The following is a 15,208-nucleotide window of genomic DNA, read 5'->3' as shown; positions in this document are numbered from 1 at the left end:
CTCCTAGACAGCGACGGCGGGCGCGCCACGCCCGTTGCCGCGCATGGCTTCATTGGCCGGCAAGCGCTCACTGCGCTGTGGCTGGCGATCGAGATCGCGGCTGACCAGGCGCTGCACGCCAGCCGCGGCGTCGGCCAGGCCCTGGCGGTAACCGGTGATCGAACGCGCGAAGACGTTGTAGATCACCACCGCCGGAATGGCGGCGATCAGGCCGACCGCGGTCGCGAGAAGCGCTTCGGCGATGCCGGGAGCGACGACAGCGAGGTTGGTCGTCTGCGATTCCGAGATGCCGATGAACGAGTTCATGATGCCCCAGACGGTGCCGAACAGGCCGACGAAGGGTGCCGTCGCGCCGATCGTGGCGAGCACGCCGGTGCCGCGGCTGAGGCGGCGGCCTGCCTGCGCCTGAATGCGCATCAGCCTCGACTCGACGCGCTCCTTGATGCCCGAGGCGTCGGCATGGCCGAATTCGTGGCCCGACATTTCGAACTCGTCGACGGCGGCGCGAACAAGCACGCCGCCGATGCCGGCGCGGTCGCCGAGCGTCTGCGAGGCGTCGGCGAGCCTGCGGGCGTGCAGGATACCGCGCAGCGCCTTCTTCAGCCGCGCCTTGCTTGCGGCGATCTCGAGTGATTTGGCCAGCCACACGGTCCAGGTGATCAGCGAGGCGAAGGCAAGGCCGATCATCACGCCTTTGACCACCCAGTCGGCGGCCATGAACATGCCCCAGGGCGAGAGGTCGTGCGGCAACAGGCTCTTGGGAACGTCCGTGCCGGCAGGTGCACCGACGGTCGTGTCGATCGGCGCGGACACAGCAGGCTGCCCGGTTGCAGGCGCCGTGGCCGCCGGTGCGACCGTCGGCTCACCGGCAGCCTGGTCCGGTTGTGGTGCGACGTTGGCGCCCGGCTGCGGCAGGGCGTTGATACGTGGCTGCGTTGCTTCGGCTGCGGGGGCGGCCGCATTGGGAGCATCGCCGGGCGCTGCTGGCTGGGCGGTCGGCGTGGCGACGGCTGCCGTCGGATTTGCTGGAGCTGTTGGAGCGCTCGTTGCGGGTGCCGTGGGCTCCACCTCAGCCGGCGCGGTCTGCTGGGCGAAAGCCGCGCCCGCGCTCAGCGTGATGTACAGCGCCGCTGCCATGATGCGTCCGGACCGATACTGAGCTTGCGACCCGAAAGCCGTCCCGGTGCTTGTGATGCCCCAGATGCTTCTCATGTCCGCAGTCTCCGATCGCACGCAAATGACTCAAAGGCAGGTGTCGTGCCGGGCCTCTAACATTGTTGACTTCTTTAATCAAGAAAAGCGCCCAAGAAACATGAGAATGACACACCAGAATTCATGCGTCGAGGACGAGGCGCGATCGAAAGGGCTGAGGCGCAGGGAAATCGGAGGCTCGGCTGACCGCCTTCGACGTTCGCACGAGCGCGCTGCGGCTTATCAATAAAGTTGGCGATAACCCATTTCTGGCCAGCGCCGAGGGCCGTTCGTAAGGTCCGGTCCATCGCAGGGCCCCGAGGCCCAGACAACAAGATCAGCATTGGCCGGCTAAAGGAGCGCTCCGATGGACATCCGCTCGAGCGATTTCACGCGACCGACACTCGAGCACCAGGGCACCACGCCGGTGTGGTGGCTGGTGCCGCCGCGCGCGATGCGGGACGCGACGCTGGGCGGCCATCTCGAACTGATCAGCGAGTTCGAGATCCGCGCCGGCGGTGAGGTCAACACCCACCACCACCCCACCTACGAGTTCTATTTCATGCTCTCCGGCCGGGCGCTGATGACCATCGAGGACGAGACCCGCGAGATCGGCCCCGGCGACCTGGTCACGATTCCGCCCAATGCGCGGCACTCGATCAAGCCGGCGCACGAGCATAACGGCATCCGGGCGCTGGCCATGGCCTTCGGCGTCAAGGATGCGCCCGTCGTCGACTATTCGACCGACCCGGAAAGCTACTGACCCCTTTCATCCAGGCTGCGACCACGACAATGACCATCACCCTCTATGCCGGGCTCGCCGGCGACACCGATCCCGGCCGCTTCATGAGCTCAGGCCTGCTGCGCAGCCGCGATGGCGGCGCCTGGGAGCGGATCGAGAAAGGCTTTCCCGCCGTACCGCAGACATTCGCCCTGCTCGCCGATCCCAGACGTCCGGGCGAAGTGTTCGCCGCCGCGCAGGACGGCATCTTCCGCAGCACGAACTATGGCGACAGCTGGTCCCGGCTCGACGCGCCGAAGCCGGAGTTCGCAGTGTGGTCGCTGACCCGTCATCCGCATGAGCCGGACACGCTGTTTGCCGGCTACGAGCCGCCGGCGATCTTCAAGTCGACCGACAATGGCCGCAGCTGGCGTAGCCTCGACGTCTCGGTCGGCTACCCCGACATCACGGCCGGCATGCCAAGGCGCATCACCCGCATTGCCGTCGACCCCACCAATGCGGACAGGATCTACGCCAGCATCGAGATCGGCGGCCTGATCATGTCGGAGGACGGCGGCCGCAGCTGGCGCCAGGCGCTCGACGGGCTCTATGTCGTCGAGGATGCCGTCGACCTGCATTCGGTGCTTGTTGATGCCGAGGGCAAGGTGTCGGTGACGACACGTGTCGGCGCTTTCCAGAGCCGCGATCACGGCCGCCGCTGGCGCAAGCTGCCGGTGCCGGCACTGCGCGAAAAGGGCTCCTATTGCCGCGTCCTCGGCCAGGGCCCGGCTGACACGATCTATCTCGGCGCCGGCAACGATTTCGATGGCGACCTGGGCGACTTCTTCCGTTCTACAGATGGCGGCGCGAGCTTCCAGCGCCTTGATCTCGGCGCGCCCCTGAAGAGCACCGTCTTTGCCATGGCTGTCGACCCGACCGACCCGAAGCGGCTCGTCTGCTCGGACAAGTTCGGCCAGGTTTTCCTGAGCGACGATGCCGGCGACAGCTGGCGTGCGCATCCGCTTCCCCGTGGCATCGGCCATGTCTTTTCCATCGCCATCGGCTGAGGGGCGCATCATGGCCAATCCGTTCAAGCAACGCCTTCTGCGGGACGAACCCGTCGTCGTCCTCAACCCCGACCATCCCTCGCCGGCATTGACCGAGTTCCTCGGCCGGCTTGGGATCGACGGCGTGTTCATCGATTGCGAGCATGGCACGGCCTCGATCCAGACCGTACAGGACATGTGCCGCGCGGCGCGTGCCGCCGGCCTGCAGTCCATCGTCCGGCCGGAAGCCAATCTCGACCATCTGCTCACGCGTTACCTCGACGCCGGCGCCGGCGGCCTGATCGTGCCGCATGTCGACGATGCCGACGGCGCCCGCAGCATCGTCGCGGCGGTCCGCCGGGCCCGACCGCAGAACCATGAGGATACCGTCGTGGTGGCGATGATCGAGTCGCTCGAGGCGGTCGCCAACCTCGATGCCATCGTCGCCGTCGAAGGCGTCGACGCGTTCTTCATGGGCCCCAACGACCTGTCGCATTCGATGGGCCTGAACGGCCAGACCCACCATCCCGACGTCAAGCGCCTCGTCCTCGATTGCGCCGCCAAAATCCGCGCCGCAGGCAAGGTGCCGGGAACGCTGGTGACGCGCGACACGGTCGCCGCCTTCGTCCGCGGCGGCTGCCGCTTCCTCTACGAGCATGCCAACAATTTCCTGGTCACCGGAGCCAACGACTTCCGGCACATAATGAAAGAGAGCAACACATGAGCAAGATTGAACGGCTGCGCCAGGGCGAGCGCATGTCGCAGATCGTCATCCACGGCGACACGGTCTATCTCGCCGGCCAGACGGCCACCGATCCGGTGCCGTCCGTCGCCGAGCAGACACGGCAGATCCTCGCCAAGATCGACACCTATCTCACTGAGGCCGGCACCGACAAGTCGAAGATCCTGTCGGCCAACATCTGGCTTACCGACGTGGCCACCTTCGAGGAGATGAACGCGGTCTGGGACGCCTGGGTCGCCAAAGGCAACACGCCGGCGCGCGCCACCGTCGGATCGCCGCTGGCGCGGCCGAAGAACCTGGTCGAAATCGCCGTCATCGCGGCGCGTTGAGCGCCGCGCCAAACCTCAACTGAAAACCCGGTCCGAACCGGCAAGCGCTTGCTCGACCTGTCGAGCGGGAATGCCGGCCTGCGGCCAGAGAAAACGGAAGAACTGCCATGTCACGTCAATTGGGAGTGGGGCTCTACGGGGCCGGAAATATTGTCCACGACGGCCATGCGCCGGCCGTTGCGGCTGGTGTCTCGACCAGGCTCGCCGCGGTTTGCGACATCGATGAGGCGCGCGCCCGGACGCTGGCCGACGCCTATGGCGGCGCCAACATCTACACCAGCCTGGACAAGATGCTCGCCGATCCGTCCGTCGACATCGTCATCATGGCCACGCCCAACAACCTGCATCGCCGCGACTTCGAGGCCTGCGCCCGTGCCGGCAAGCATGTGCTGTGCGAGAAGCCGCTGGCCGTCACCTATCCCGACGCGATCGCTATGGCCAGGATCGCCGAGGAGCACAAGATCGTGCTCAAGACCGGCTTCAACCAGCGCTACCTCAATCAGATTCGCATGGCCAAACTCGCCATTGAGGCCGGTCTGATCGGCGAAGTGTTCTCCTTCCGCACCGTGTTCTCGGCGAAATGGGACAACTGGGTCGACGGCTCCAACTTCCGCTGGGATCTCGAACGGTCGGGCGGCGCCACCACCAACGACAACCTGATCCACCGCTTCGACATGCTGCGTTACCTGCTCGATGACGACTATGCCGAAGTCGTGGCCGATGTCAGCCACTGCGTCATCCCGCCGGTCGTCGACGACAACGTCCATCTGATGGTCCGCACCAACAAGGGCGCGCGCGGCTCCTTCATCGCCGACCGCTATTCGCCGGTGCTCGGCGATGCCACCGAACTCTACGGCACCAAGGGCTCGCTGTCGTTCTGGACCAATGCCGGCTCGCCCTTCTTCGACGTGCCGCTCGCCATCAACACCACGGTGCCGATGAACGAGTTGCCGGAACCGATCAGCAAGGCCGTCTACCCCACTGCGCGCTCCAAGCAGAACCGCCATGCCTGGGACGGCTGGCTGTCGATCTGGCCGCCGCGCAACGAATGGGACACCTATGCCGAGCAACTCGCCGGCATGGCTGAGGAAATCCTCTCCGGCACACGCGACGGCATCGGCGCCACCGGCTTCGACGGCGCCCGCGCCACCGAGCTGGTCCATGCCGCCTACAGCTCGCAGATTGCCCGCGCCTGGGTGTCGCTGCCTTTGGCCGACGACGCGCCCTTCGCATTTCCCGATTTCGAGGGCCACGGCTACGATGCCAAGGCGGGCCGGTCATGATCAGCGCCGGCTTCTACAGCACCTTCCTGCACCAGCTGCCCGTCACTGAGTTGGCGGGCAAGCTGTCGCAGGCCGGCTACAGCTCGGTCGAGCTCAATGGCGACCTGTGGAGCAACGGCTTCGTGCCGCATGTGACGCCGGCACTCGATGCGGCAGGCCGGGCCGAGGTCGCCCGCGCCATTTCGGCTGCCGGCATGAACATCTCGGCACTGAGCGCCTGCCTGCATCTCGCCAAGGAGAAACAGGAGGAACGCCGCGCCGGCATCGACTATCTCAAGGCATCGGTAGACCTGGCGCGCGACATCGGCGCGCCTATGGTCTGGGTCTTTACCGGCCGCGCCTTCGGCGGCATCGACATCGCGACGGCGCGAAAGTACCTGGCCGCCGCCCTGGAGGAGGTCTGCGACCACGCCAGGGATCGCGGCGTCAAGTTCGGCATCGAAGGCTGCTCGATGCACATCGTCGCCAAGGCCGACGAATATCTCGACCTGTTCAAGGCGATCCCCGGCTCTGATGTCCGCGTCGCTTTCGATCCGACCCATTTCCAGCTGCGCGGCGAGGATCCGGTCAGGGCGGCGGAGCTGCTGTTCGACCGCATCAGCAATCTCCACGTCAAGGATTCGGTCGGCCTCTATCCCGACTTCAAATGCGTGCCGCTCGGCACCGGCGAGGTCGACCTGAAGGCCGTCACCGACACCTTGCGGCGCCTTGGCTACGCCGGTTCCGCCTCGGTCGAATATGAATCGCACCTGTTCGGCTGGGAGATCCCGGCTGACGACGTCATCCGCGACAGCCGCGCCTTCCTGCGCGTGCTCGGCATCTGAACGGAGACGCCCATGTCGCGCTCGCCTATCGGGCCGTTCAAGGAGTTCGACGACTACGACGCGCTTGGCCTTGCCGATCTGGTGCGCCGCCGCGAGGTCAGCTCCCGCGAACTTCTGGAGACGTCGATCGCCCGCATCGAAGCGCTCGACGGGGTGCTGAATGCCGTCGTCATCCGCTGTTTCGAAAAGGCGCTCGCCCTTGCCGAGACCGCGCCGCCCGCCGGACCCTTTGCCGGCGTGCCCTATCTGGCCAAGGACCTGCATACCTCATGGGCCGGCATTCCCTCGACAAACAGCATCTCGTCCTTCGCCGGCACTGTTTCCCAGTCGGATTCGCTGATCACCCAGCGGACCAAGAACGCCGGCTTCATCCTGCTCGGCAAGACCAACACGCCGGAATGGGGCTGGTCGCTGACGACAGAGTCGCCGATGCATGGCCCGGCGCGAAACCCCTGGGCCTTCGACAGGACACCGGGCGGTTCGAGCGGCGGGGCGGCAGTGGCGGTCGCGGCGGGATATCTTCCGCTCGCCGACGCCGGCGACGGCGCCGGTTCCACCCGTGTACCGGCGGCGATCAACGGGCTGGTCGGCCTCAAGCCGTCGCGCGGCCGGATTTCGCCGGGACCCGAGGCGGCCGACTTCTGGTTCGGCGGCGGACAGTCCTCATGCGTGTCGAAAACGGTGCGCGACACAGCGGCCATGCTCGACGCCTTGCAGGGCGGTTATCCGGGTGAGCCCTATTACATCAGGGAGCGCCCGTCGTTCCTCGACAGCACTGCGCCCTCCAATCGGCGTCTGCGCATCGGCTTCAGCCTCAACAACCCACGTGGCGATGCCAACAGCATCGTCGTCGACGAGGCCGTCTGCGATGCGGCGCGGCTCTGTGGCGCGCTCGGGCACGAGGTCGAACCGTTCGATTTCGACTATGATTTCGAGAGCCTGTGGCGTGCCTATACCGGCATGATCCGGGTCCAGACCGCGGCTCAGTTTGACGATCATGCCCGGGCGCGGGGTGTTCCCAACAAGCCGTCCGACATGTCGGCGACGATCTGGACGACGATCGAACACGGTCGGGCGACCAGCGCCATCCAGCACAGCCGCGACATCGAGGCGATGCGCCGGCATTCCCGCCACATCGCCACGCTGACCTCGCGCTACGACGTCGTGCTGCTGCCGGTCCTGCCGCAGGGTACCCGCCCGCTCGGCTATTACGACATGTCCAAGGACATCGACGCCTATGACGCCTCGGCGATGGGCGAGGACACGGTCTACATGATGCCGTTCAATGTCTCGGGACAGCCGGCACTGTCGCTGCCGCTCGGCATGGACCGTTCGGGCCTGCCACTCGGCGTCCAGCTTGTCGCCCCACCGGCCGGTGAAGCCGCGTTGATCGAGCTCGCGGCATCACTTGAACGGGCCCGCCCCTGGTATGATCGGCGCGCGCCGTTCCATGCCGCCAACGGGGTCGGCGGCAGGTTCTGAAGTCAGTGCCGGACGCCGTTCGCCATGTGATGGGCGAACGGCCGGTCGAAATGCGCCGCGCACAATTTGCCCAGGCGCTCGAGGTCCTGGTCCTCCAGCGCCTTCACCATCTCGTCATGTTCGGCGAGCGACGGCTCGACGAGGGTGTCGGCCATCAGGCTCGCGGCATCGATGCTGCGCATGCCGGCATCACAATCATGGATCGAGCGGGCAATGAACTCGTTGCCGGTCGCTTCGAGCAACAGATCGTGGAAGGCGCGGTCCTGGACATAAGCCAGCTCGAGATCGCCGACCGAAATCGCTGAGCGATGGATCTGCCTGGCATGTTCGAGCTTGTTCATCAGCACCGGCGACACCGGCAGGCGAATGCGTTGCACGGCGGCGGCGATCAGAAGCTGGCGCACGTCGTGCAGCTTGACCAAGTCGTCCGGCGACAGGTGGCGCACCACAGCACCCCGGTAGGGTTCGAGCTTGACCAGCCCGGCCCGCGCCAGTTCCTGCAGTACGGCACGTGCGACGTGGCGCTTGACGCCGAGGCCGTAGACCAGCTCGTCCTCCATGATCCGCTCCTTGGGCAGGATGCGGCCGAGCACGATGTCGCGTTCGATCTTCTTGGCGACATTGCCGACGATCTCCGACGAACGCGTCGCTCCGGACTGGCGTGCCCGCGCGCCAAGCGGCTTGAGCAGTTCCTCCAGCTTGCGCGCGGTTTCCGCGAGATCGATTGCGGACGGCCGGCGACGCATGCGTTCGGCCCGGTGCAAGCGTTCGACCGCGTTCTGCGACAGCGGCATGGCGGCATCGGCGACGCGCTGCATCTCGTCCATGTCGCCGCTGCCGTGCAGGATGACGTCGCAACCGGCCTCCTGCGAGGCGCTGACCTGCGCGTCGAGCGCATGGGTGCGGCTGATGTCGGAGACGTCGTCGCTCATCAGCACGCCGTCGAAGCGGATCATGCCGCGGATGATTTCGTCGATGACGGTGCGCGAGGCGGTGGCCGGCGCGTCGCGGTCGATGGCCCGGTAGATGACGTGGGCTGCCATGGCGCAGGGCATGTCCTGCAGCGAACGGAACGGCACGAAGTCGGCCGACTGCATCTCGTCGAGCGAGGCATTGACCACCAGCAGCGCCTCCGACTTGTCCTGCCGGGCGCGGCCATGGCCGAGGATATGCTTGATCACCGGCAGTACGCCGCCGGCCAGCAGCCCCTCGCAGGTGGCACGACCCAGAATGCTCGCCATTTCAGGCGTGTCACCCAGCGCCCGGTCGCCGATCACCAGGTCGCCCTTGCCGATCGGCAGGTCGAGCACAGGCGCGATGTTGATGTCGATGCCAAGGTCGAACAGTTCGGCCGCGACGAGGCGTGCGTTGAGGCGCACGGCATCGAGCGCGCGCTTGACGTCGGTGCGGGCGATCTGAGCGAACAGCGAGGCCGGCGGGGGCGCGCGCCAGTGCGGTGGCGCCAGCCTGGCGACGCGGCCGCCCTCCTGGTCGATCAGCACGCGCACGTCGCTGCGGCCAACGCTTTCGCGCAGTTCCGCCACCAAAGTGCGCAGTTGTGCAGGGTCGGCGCAATTGCGCTTGTGCAGGATGAAGCCCCAGGGCTGGGCGGCGCGGAAGAAGCTGCGTTCGGCAGCGTTCAGGCTGGTGCCCGCGCAGCCGAACACCACGGCCTTCGGTTGGGTTCGGTCAATTGTCAGCGGCATGGTCATCACACTCTCGGCGGACTGCACAAGACCGACTTGTCGCCACCACGGCCATCAGCTTGGCAGAAAAGCTGTCGGCGCGGAAGCCGTCAGCGCCCGTGCCCACCGCCTGCCGGTCACGACGGCTCCTGCCGCTGGCGCCCGAAGACCACCGTGACGACCATGGCGACAAGCACGATCCAGATCGTCGAGATCACTGCGGCCTGAGGGTCGACGCGGTCGCGCAGGCCGAGGAACATCACCTTGGTCAGCGTCGTGTTGGCGCCGCCACCGACGAACATCGACACGATCACTTCGTCGAGCGACGTCAGGAAGGACAGCAACGCCGCCGACAGCAAGGGGAAACGCATCTGCGGGATGACGACAGAAATCATCGTCCGCCACCAGCCGGCGCCAAGGCTGCGCGAGGCCTTCTCCTGGGTGAAATCGAAGCGGGCAAAACCGGCGGACAGGATGACATAGGCCGTCGGAATGGCGATCACCGTATGCCCGAGCCAAAGGCCCGGGAACGAGCCGACGAGATGCAGGCGGGCCAGCACGAAGAACAGGCCGATGGCGACGAGGATCGGCGGCACGGTGGCCGGCATCAGGAGAACGCCATAGAGCGGCAGCCTCGCCCAGCCGAGCGAACGCGTCGTGGCGTAAGCCGCAGCAAAGGCGATCGGCACGGCAACCGCGGCGGTGACGGTGGCCAGCAGCAGGCTGGTCTTGGTCGCCGGCATCCACAGGTCGGACTGCCAGTACTGCTGCCACCAGCGCAGCGAAAATTCGGTCGGCGGGAACTGCAGCAGTTCGGAGGCCGAGAACGACATCGGCACCACGATCAGCGAAGGTGCCAACAGGAAGGTCGCCACCAGCGCGGTGAAAATGCCGATCGCCAGGCGCAGCGGCCAGGAGACATCGAAACCGTCAAACATTGGCGCTGCCTCCGAGGGCCTTGATGCTGCGGCGAAGCAGGAACGTGACGAGGAACACCAGCCCGACGGACAACAGCAAGAGCACGCCGAGCGCGCTTGCCGCCGGCCAGTCGGACAGCACCGAGACGTTCTGTTCGATGCGGGTCGAAGTCATCGGCACGCGGCCGCCGCCGAGGATGGCGGGGGTGACGTAGAAACCGAGGCTGAGGACGAACACCAGCACAGCGCCGGCGAAGATGCCGTTGGCGGCCAGCGGCAGGATCACCGCCCGCAGGGTCAGGAGCTTGCTGGCGCCGAGGCTGGCTGCGGCGCGGATGATGTTGTGGTCGATCTGCTTGATCGCGGCATAGACCGGCAGGATGAACAGCGGCAGCATCACATGGGTCATGCCGACGATGGTGCCGAAGAAGTTGTTGATCAGCGGCAAGGGTTCCGACACCAGCCCGGTGTCGATGAGGAAGCTGTTGACCAGGCCGTTGCGCTGCAACAGCACCGAGAGCGCGTAGGTGCGGACCAGAAGCGCCGTCCAGAACGGCAACATCACCACGAGCAGCAGGATCGAAGCGAGCCGCTGGCCGGCGCTGGCCATGACCAGCGCGAATGGCGTGCCCAGGAGCATGCAGGTCAGCACCGTCATGCCGCTGACCTGGAAGGTGGTCAGTACCGAGCGCGTATAGACCGGAGTGCTCAGGATCCTGAGATAGGTGTCGAGCGACACAGAGCCGTCGGGCCGGGGCGATCGATATCCAGAACATCGCCGCCAGCGGCACGACGATGGCGATGGTGACCAGCAGCACCGCCGGCAGCGCCAGACCGAAGAGGCCGATCTGCGCCAATTTGCGGTCCCGCCGCAAGAGGGCTGAGTTGTCGAAGGCGCCGTCTGCCGCCGGCAAGGTCATAGCCGGCGCGCTCATGCGTCGATCACCGGGATCAGCGCATCGCGCCGCACATGCAGCTTGAGCGGCGCACCTTCGGCCAGCGCCTCGAGGTTGAAATTCGCCGCCTCGGCAGCGGCGATGCGCGCCGAGACGGCTCCGCCGTTCGCCAGATCGACGGAGATGAGCCAGCTGTCGCCCTGGAACACCGAGCGCGTCAGCGTGCCGCTGAGTGATACATGGTCGTGGCCGCTGGCATCGGAAAGCGACAGTCTTTCGGCGCGGATCATCAGCTTGCGGCCAGCACCAGTGGCATCCCGCTCCGGGGCAACGAAGCTTTCCACCGCATCGAGTTCGAGAATGTTGGCCTCGCCGAGGAACTCGGCGACAAAGCGCGACGTCGGCCGATGATACAACGAAGCCGGTGTTCCGAGCTGGCGGATGACACCGTCGCGCATCACGGCAATGCGATCCGACATCGTCAGCGCCTCGCGCTGGTCGTGCGTGACATAGACGGTGGTCAGCCCTAACCGGTCGTGCAGCTTCCGAATCTCATACTGCATCTGCTCGCGCAGGTTCTTGTCGAGCGCCGACAGCGGCTCGTCCATCAGCATCAGTCGGGGTTCGAACACCACGGCGCGGGCGAGCGCCACACGCTGCTTCTGCCCGCCGGACAGCGTGGCGATGTCACGTTCGGCCATGTTGGCGAGATCGACGATGTCGAGCGCCTTTCTGGCACGTTCGGCAGCCTCTGCGCGGCCGATGCCGCGGACGCGCAGGGGAAACATGACGTTGGCAGCAACATTCATGTGCGGAAACAGGGCGTAGTTCTGGAACACCACGCCGATGCCGCGCTTGTTGGCGGGCAGGCGGACAAGGTCGCGTCCATCGACGGAAATCTGTCCGCGATCAGGCCTGACGAACCCGGCAAGCGCCATCAGAAGCGTGGTCTTGCCGGAGCCCGAGGGGCCGAGAATGCTCAGGAATTCGCCGCGCCCGACGTCGAGGCCGACGTCGTTGAGGGCGCGGAAGGATCCGTAGGCTTTCGAAAGATTGCGGATTTCGATGAACGCAGCACTTGTCATGTCGCTTGAGCCGACCTGTTCCTGCCGCGCTCAGCGCGACATCATTTCCTGGAAGCCGAGCTGGGCTTCGCCGACATGTTCGACCCACCATTCATTGCGTTGGGCAAGCTGGTGCGCGGCGTTGTCGGGATAGGTCGGCAGCTTCTTCGAGGCGTCGTCGGGGATGAGGCCGGTCTCGTAGGCACGCTTGTTGGCCGCGCCATACTTCACCCCGACCGAAAACTTGGCCTGGGCTTCCGGCTTGGACATCTCGTTGATCATCTTCATCGCTTCGGCGGCATGCGGGGCTCCGACCGGCACCGCCCAGCAATCCATGCTCATGACGCCCTGGTTGAAGGTGTAGTCGATCTTGGCCCCGTCCTTCTTGGCGGCTTCGAAACGGGCGTTCCAGCCCACCGACATGTCCACTTCCTTGTCCTTCATCAGCTGCGCGTGCTGGGCACCCGAATTCCACCACACCGCGATGTGCGGACGCAACTGCTCGATCTTGTCGAGCGCGCGCTGCATGCCGCCCTCAGATCCCAGCACCTCGTAGACCTTGTCCATCGACACGCCGTCGGCAAGCAACGCGATCTCGAGTTGCGCCTCGGCGTCGTTGCGCATGGCGCGGCGGCCCGGGAACTTCTCGACGTCCCAGAAGTCGGCCCAGCTCTGCGGCGCCTGGTCCTTGTAGGCGTCGGTATTCCAGGCCATGACCCAGGAGAAGATCAGCGCCGAGATGCAGTATTTCTGCGCCGTGCCTTCGATGAAGTCCTTGGAGTCGATGACGCTGTAGTCGAGCGGCATGAACAGGCCCTCGCGGCCGCCCTTTTCAGCCTGGAAGGCGTTGGTCTGTACGAGGTCGAAGCTCACCGCATTGGCCGCCGCCTGCAGCTTCACCGAGGCATAGGCGTCGTTGATGGTTTCCTCGCGCACGGTGTTGCCGAGCGTCTTGGCCGCCGGTCCCCACAGGGTCTCGCGGCCGACCTCCTGGATCACGCCGCCGCCGACGGCGACCGTCACCTCAGCCGCCTGGGCGGCCTGGCCTGCAATGCCCCACGCGGCAAGCAGCGCACAGGCAGAAAGAGAGTTCCTCACATTTTTCCGGATCATGGTAATTCCCCACGGGGCTGGTTTTCGTCCAGCAGTTTTCTTTTCCCTGAACAGCACTGGAAGGCTTGGTTTGCCCGGTGTTCAGCGCCCTTGGCTATGTCGCCAGGGCCAGGTCCAGAATTACCGTAGGGCATGTTGGGCAGGTATCCGCGATTTATCGATCCGCTTATCGATAATTTTGTTCTCGCTATTTCCGAAGTCCAAGAGGCCGCATCCAGACGGAACGTCGCCGCGACCCGCGTGACCGGGGCGGCGTGCCGGGGTAGCTGAAAAAGCTTCGCTACGCGAGATAGCTGAAACGCGCGCGTGCTGGAACAGCGAAGGCCTGCCGGGAGGGGGTCGCGGCAGGCCCCGCTGATAGAGCGAAAAGGTGGTTCTGGATCTTCGCTCCAGCACTTCAACCCGCTGGGCAGCGCAGAGTTCCTCTCCGCATCAGCAAATAGCGTTTTCAATTGAAGCCAGTGGGGTGATGCAAGCCGGGTGCCGTTTCTGTCGACGCAACAATGCAGCGTGGCGTAGCGTGAACTGGCTGGCTGCCCATCCCCGGTATACGCAAGGTGCTCTTCACGCTGGCGATCGTATGTGAGACGGAGCAAAGGCCGAGTATCCTCTCGACGAAAGGGACGATGTCTTGGCCTCGGATGCAGCCTGGGGTTTACCATTTGTTAACCCAAGCCTTGCTCATCATGTAATTTTAGTGCTCACTCATATGACTGAGGGGTTCTCCGGCGGGATTGCAGACAATGAGGTATCGGGAAGTACAGGAACAGCTACGGCTGGTTGGAATTCTCATGAGCAAGAGGGGCGGAAGCCATCGGGTCAATCATTTCGGTGGTGGCCCGGAGACGGCATACGTCACACCGGACCTCGACGAGGCCCTCCGCGCCGGCCTGTCCATGGCCAGACCAAAACATCTGCCCAAGAACTGGTGCATGCTGCGCTAGCGGGAACCAGCGTTCATCGTATTGGGGCAAGACCATCGAGCAGATAGTCGAGGCCCTTGCGGAAGGCGCCGTCCCAATCGCTGTCCAGCAACAGGCGGGAGCGTTCGATCGTGGGATAGCGTTCGCTGAGTCCGGCGAGGCGTTGCTGTGCTGCGGCCTGGTCGTCGTCGGTGAGTTCGAAGCTCGCCCGGGTGATGGTCGAGCCCATCACGTGGTTCCACAGTGACCAGATCGCGACGTTTAGATCTGCATCCGCTACACCTGCTTTGGACAAGGCGTTGGCAAGCAATTCCAGGCGACCGAGGATGTTCGGGCCGAGTGCCCGGCGGGGCAATAGCGATGCCGACCAGGGATGGCGCAGCATGCTGGCGCGCCAGCCCTCGAGCACATGTACGGCCTCTTGCCGCCACCCCTGGGGTTCGGCCCTGTCGGACGGCGCGCGGTATTCGAGCACCTTGTCGAGCGCAAGGTCGAAAACGTCCTCCTTGTTGTCGACGTGCCAGTAGAGGCTCATCACCCCTGAGCCGAGACGATCGGCCAACCGGCGCATCGTCAGTCCGTCGATGCCTTGGGTGTCCAGCAGATCCACCGCGGTCGCCACGATGCGTTCCAGAGACAGGGGCGGCTCGCCGCGCGGCTCGCGCGTCGGTCTTGGCGACTTGCCGGGCTGAGGCCGTTTTTTGCCGCTGCGTTTGCCTGCCATCCGTCGTCCCCCCTTGCGCCACGACTTCTGAATTCGCTGCCGACATTCGTTTTGCAGGCGGACGTCGCAATCGAAAGGCCCTGAAATCAATAAGTTGCCGTCATCACGGCGCGGAGTTCTGCCCGTCGCCTGATTTCCGTGAGCCTCGACTTTGGCAGTCGACGTCAGGAAAGTCGATGCCCGGCAGTTGACTAGTACAATGTACCATAGGACTAATCGCACACCGTACGAGTCATCCTGACGACGATGGGCCGAGTTCGATCATGCG

The 15,208-nt window shown here is 65.3% G+C and carries 15 protein-coding genes; 8 read left to right on the top strand and 7 right to left on the bottom strand.

The window, feature by feature from the left end; translation table 11 throughout:
• Nucleotides 1-3: 3 nt before the first annotated feature.
• Nucleotides 4-1,137 (bottom strand): tonB-system energizer ExbB, encoded by a 1,134-nt coding sequence (gene exbB / locus N7E70_RS00850; RefSeq protein ID WP_263005205.1) that lies wholly within the window; start codon nt 1,135-1,137, stop codon nt 4-6.
• A 421-nt stretch (nt 1,138-1,558) separates the two neighbouring features.
• On the opposite strand from exbB, the gene N7E70_RS00845 reads away from it, so the two are divergent.
• From N7E70_RS00845 to N7E70_RS00815, 7 genes are all read left to right on the top strand, one after another.
• Nucleotides 1,559-1,954 carry a cupin domain-containing protein gene (locus tag N7E70_RS00845; RefSeq protein ID WP_067954724.1) on the top strand — a complete coding sequence of 132 codons (396 nt, stop codon included), beginning with the start codon at nt 1,559-1,561 and terminating at the stop codon, nt 1,952-1,954.
• A 29-nt stretch (nt 1,955-1,983) separates the two neighbouring features.
• Nucleotides 1,984-2,979, top strand: a complete 996-nt coding sequence (locus N7E70_RS00840; RefSeq protein ID WP_067954722.1) for a sialidase family protein — start codon at nt 1,984-1,986, stop codon at nt 2,977-2,979.
• Nucleotides 2,980-2,989: 10 nt separating this feature from the next.
• On the top strand, nt 2,990-3,682 hold the full coding sequence (locus tag N7E70_RS00835) for an HpcH/HpaI aldolase family protein (RefSeq protein WP_067954720.1): 693 nt from the start codon (nt 2,990-2,992) through the stop codon (nt 3,680-3,682).
• Nucleotides 3,679-4,029, top strand: coding sequence for a RidA family protein (locus tag N7E70_RS00830; protein WP_067954718.1), 351 nt, complete (start codon nt 3,679-3,681; stop codon nt 4,027-4,029). The genes N7E70_RS00835 and N7E70_RS00830 overlap by 4 nt, the downstream gene beginning before the upstream one ends.
• Nucleotides 4,030-4,136: 107 nt before the next feature.
• On the top strand, nt 4,137-5,312 hold the full coding sequence (locus N7E70_RS00825; RefSeq protein WP_083948239.1) for a Gfo/Idh/MocA family protein: 1,176 nt from the start codon (nt 4,137-4,139) through the stop codon (nt 5,310-5,312).
• Nucleotides 5,309-6,136 (top strand): sugar phosphate isomerase/epimerase family protein, encoded by an 828-nt coding sequence (locus tag N7E70_RS00820; RefSeq protein ID WP_067954715.1) that lies wholly within the window; start codon nt 5,309-5,311, stop codon nt 6,134-6,136. The genes N7E70_RS00825 and N7E70_RS00820 overlap by 4 nt, the downstream gene beginning before the upstream one ends.
• A gap of 12 nt (nt 6,137-6,148) precedes the next feature.
• Complete coding sequence (locus N7E70_RS00815; protein ID WP_067954713.1) at nt 6,149-7,618, top strand: amidase; 1,470 nt, start codon at nt 6,149-6,151, stop codon at nt 7,616-7,618.
• A gap of 2 nt (nt 7,619-7,620) precedes the next feature.
• Here the strand turns inward: N7E70_RS00815 and N7E70_RS00810 are convergent, their stop codons facing one another.
• From N7E70_RS00810 to N7E70_RS00790, 5 genes are all read right to left on the bottom strand, one after another.
• Nucleotides 7,621-9,330 (bottom strand): glycoside hydrolase family 3 N-terminal domain-containing protein, encoded by a 1,710-nt coding sequence (locus N7E70_RS00810; RefSeq protein WP_263005204.1) that lies wholly within the window; start codon nt 9,328-9,330, stop codon nt 7,621-7,623.
• Between the two features lie 110 nt (nt 9,331-9,440).
• Nucleotides 9,441-10,241: an ABC transporter permease gene (locus N7E70_RS00805; protein WP_067954711.1), complete on the bottom strand. Its 801-nt coding sequence runs from the start codon at nt 10,239-10,241 to the stop codon at nt 9,441-9,443.
• Nucleotides 10,234-10,959 (bottom strand): ABC transporter permease, encoded by a 726-nt coding sequence (locus tag N7E70_RS00800; protein WP_263005203.1) that lies wholly within the window; start codon nt 10,957-10,959, stop codon nt 10,234-10,236. The genes N7E70_RS00805 and N7E70_RS00800 overlap by 8 nt, the downstream gene beginning before the upstream one ends.
• 192 nt (nt 10,960-11,151) lie before the next feature.
• A complete protein-coding gene (locus N7E70_RS00795; RefSeq protein WP_067954706.1) occupies nt 11,152-12,201 on the bottom strand; it encodes an ABC transporter ATP-binding protein in 1,050 nt (349 codons plus the stop codon).
• A gap of 30 nt (nt 12,202-12,231) precedes the next feature.
• Nucleotides 12,232-13,293, bottom strand: coding sequence for an ABC transporter substrate-binding protein (locus N7E70_RS00790; RefSeq protein WP_263005202.1), 1,062 nt, complete (start codon nt 13,291-13,293; stop codon nt 12,232-12,234).
• A gap of 791 nt (nt 13,294-14,084) precedes the next feature.
• Between N7E70_RS00790 and N7E70_RS00785 the strand changes: the two genes are divergently transcribed.
• Nucleotides 14,085-14,237 carry a hypothetical protein gene (locus N7E70_RS00785; protein ID WP_245431856.1) on the top strand — a complete coding sequence of 51 codons (153 nt, stop codon included), beginning with the start codon at nt 14,085-14,087 and terminating at the stop codon, nt 14,235-14,237.
• 13 nt (nt 14,238-14,250) lie between these two features.
• On the opposite strand, the gene N7E70_RS00780 is transcribed toward N7E70_RS00785, so the two are convergent.
• Nucleotides 14,251-14,940: a TetR/AcrR family transcriptional regulator gene (locus N7E70_RS00780; protein WP_263005201.1), complete on the bottom strand. Its 690-nt coding sequence runs from the start codon at nt 14,938-14,940 to the stop codon at nt 14,251-14,253.
• Nucleotides 14,941-15,208 lie beyond the last annotated feature (268 nt).

The sequence above is a fragment of the Aminobacter sp. NyZ550 genome (assembly GCF_025628925.2).
In the GTDB taxonomy this organism is placed as follows: domain Bacteria; phylum Pseudomonadota; class Alphaproteobacteria; order Rhizobiales; family Rhizobiaceae; genus Aminobacter; species Aminobacter ciceronei.
Note: the sequence above shows the minus strand (reverse complement) of the source record. Positions and strands in the feature narration are given on the sequence as shown.

Coding starts and splice junctions, on each gene's coding strand:
- N7E70_RS00795 (WP_067954706.1), bottom strand. CDS start 12,201: ATGACAAGTGCTGCGTTCATCGAAATCCGCAATCTTTCGAAAGCCTAC.
- N7E70_RS00820 (WP_067954715.1), top strand. CDS start 5,309: ATGATCAGCGCCGGCTTCTACAGCACCTTCCTGCACCAGCTGCCCGTC.
- N7E70_RS00780 (WP_263005201.1), bottom strand. CDS start 14,940: ATGGCAGGCAAACGCAGCGGCAAAAAACGGCCTCAGCCCGGCAAGTCG.
- N7E70_RS00790 (WP_263005202.1), bottom strand. CDS start 13,293: ATGATCCGGAAAAATGTGAGGAACTCTCTTTCTGCCTGTGCGCTGCTT.
- N7E70_RS00840 (WP_067954722.1), top strand. CDS start 1,984: ATGACCATCACCCTCTATGCCGGGCTCGCCGGCGACACCGATCCCGGC.
- N7E70_RS00805 (WP_067954711.1), bottom strand. CDS start 10,241: ATGTTTGACGGTTTCGATGTCTCCTGGCCGCTGCGCCTGGCGATCGGC.
- N7E70_RS00810 (WP_263005204.1), bottom strand. CDS start 9,330: ATGACCATGCCGCTGACAATTGACCGAACCCAACCGAAGGCCGTGGTG.
- N7E70_RS00785 (WP_245431856.1), top strand. CDS start 14,085: ATGAGCAAGAGGGGCGGAAGCCATCGGGTCAATCATTTCGGTGGTGGC.
- N7E70_RS00815 (WP_067954713.1), top strand. CDS start 6,149: ATGTCGCGCTCGCCTATCGGGCCGTTCAAGGAGTTCGACGACTACGAC.
- N7E70_RS00830 (WP_067954718.1), top strand. CDS start 3,679: ATGAGCAAGATTGAACGGCTGCGCCAGGGCGAGCGCATGTCGCAGATC.
- N7E70_RS00845 (WP_067954724.1), top strand. CDS start 1,559: ATGGACATCCGCTCGAGCGATTTCACGCGACCGACACTCGAGCACCAG.
- exbB (WP_263005205.1), bottom strand. CDS start 1,137: ATGGCAGCGGCGCTGTACATCACGCTGAGCGCGGGCGCGGCTTTCGCC.
- N7E70_RS00835 (WP_067954720.1), top strand. CDS start 2,990: ATGGCCAATCCGTTCAAGCAACGCCTTCTGCGGGACGAACCCGTCGTC.
- N7E70_RS00825 (WP_083948239.1), top strand. CDS start 4,137: ATGTCACGTCAATTGGGAGTGGGGCTCTACGGGGCCGGAAATATTGTC.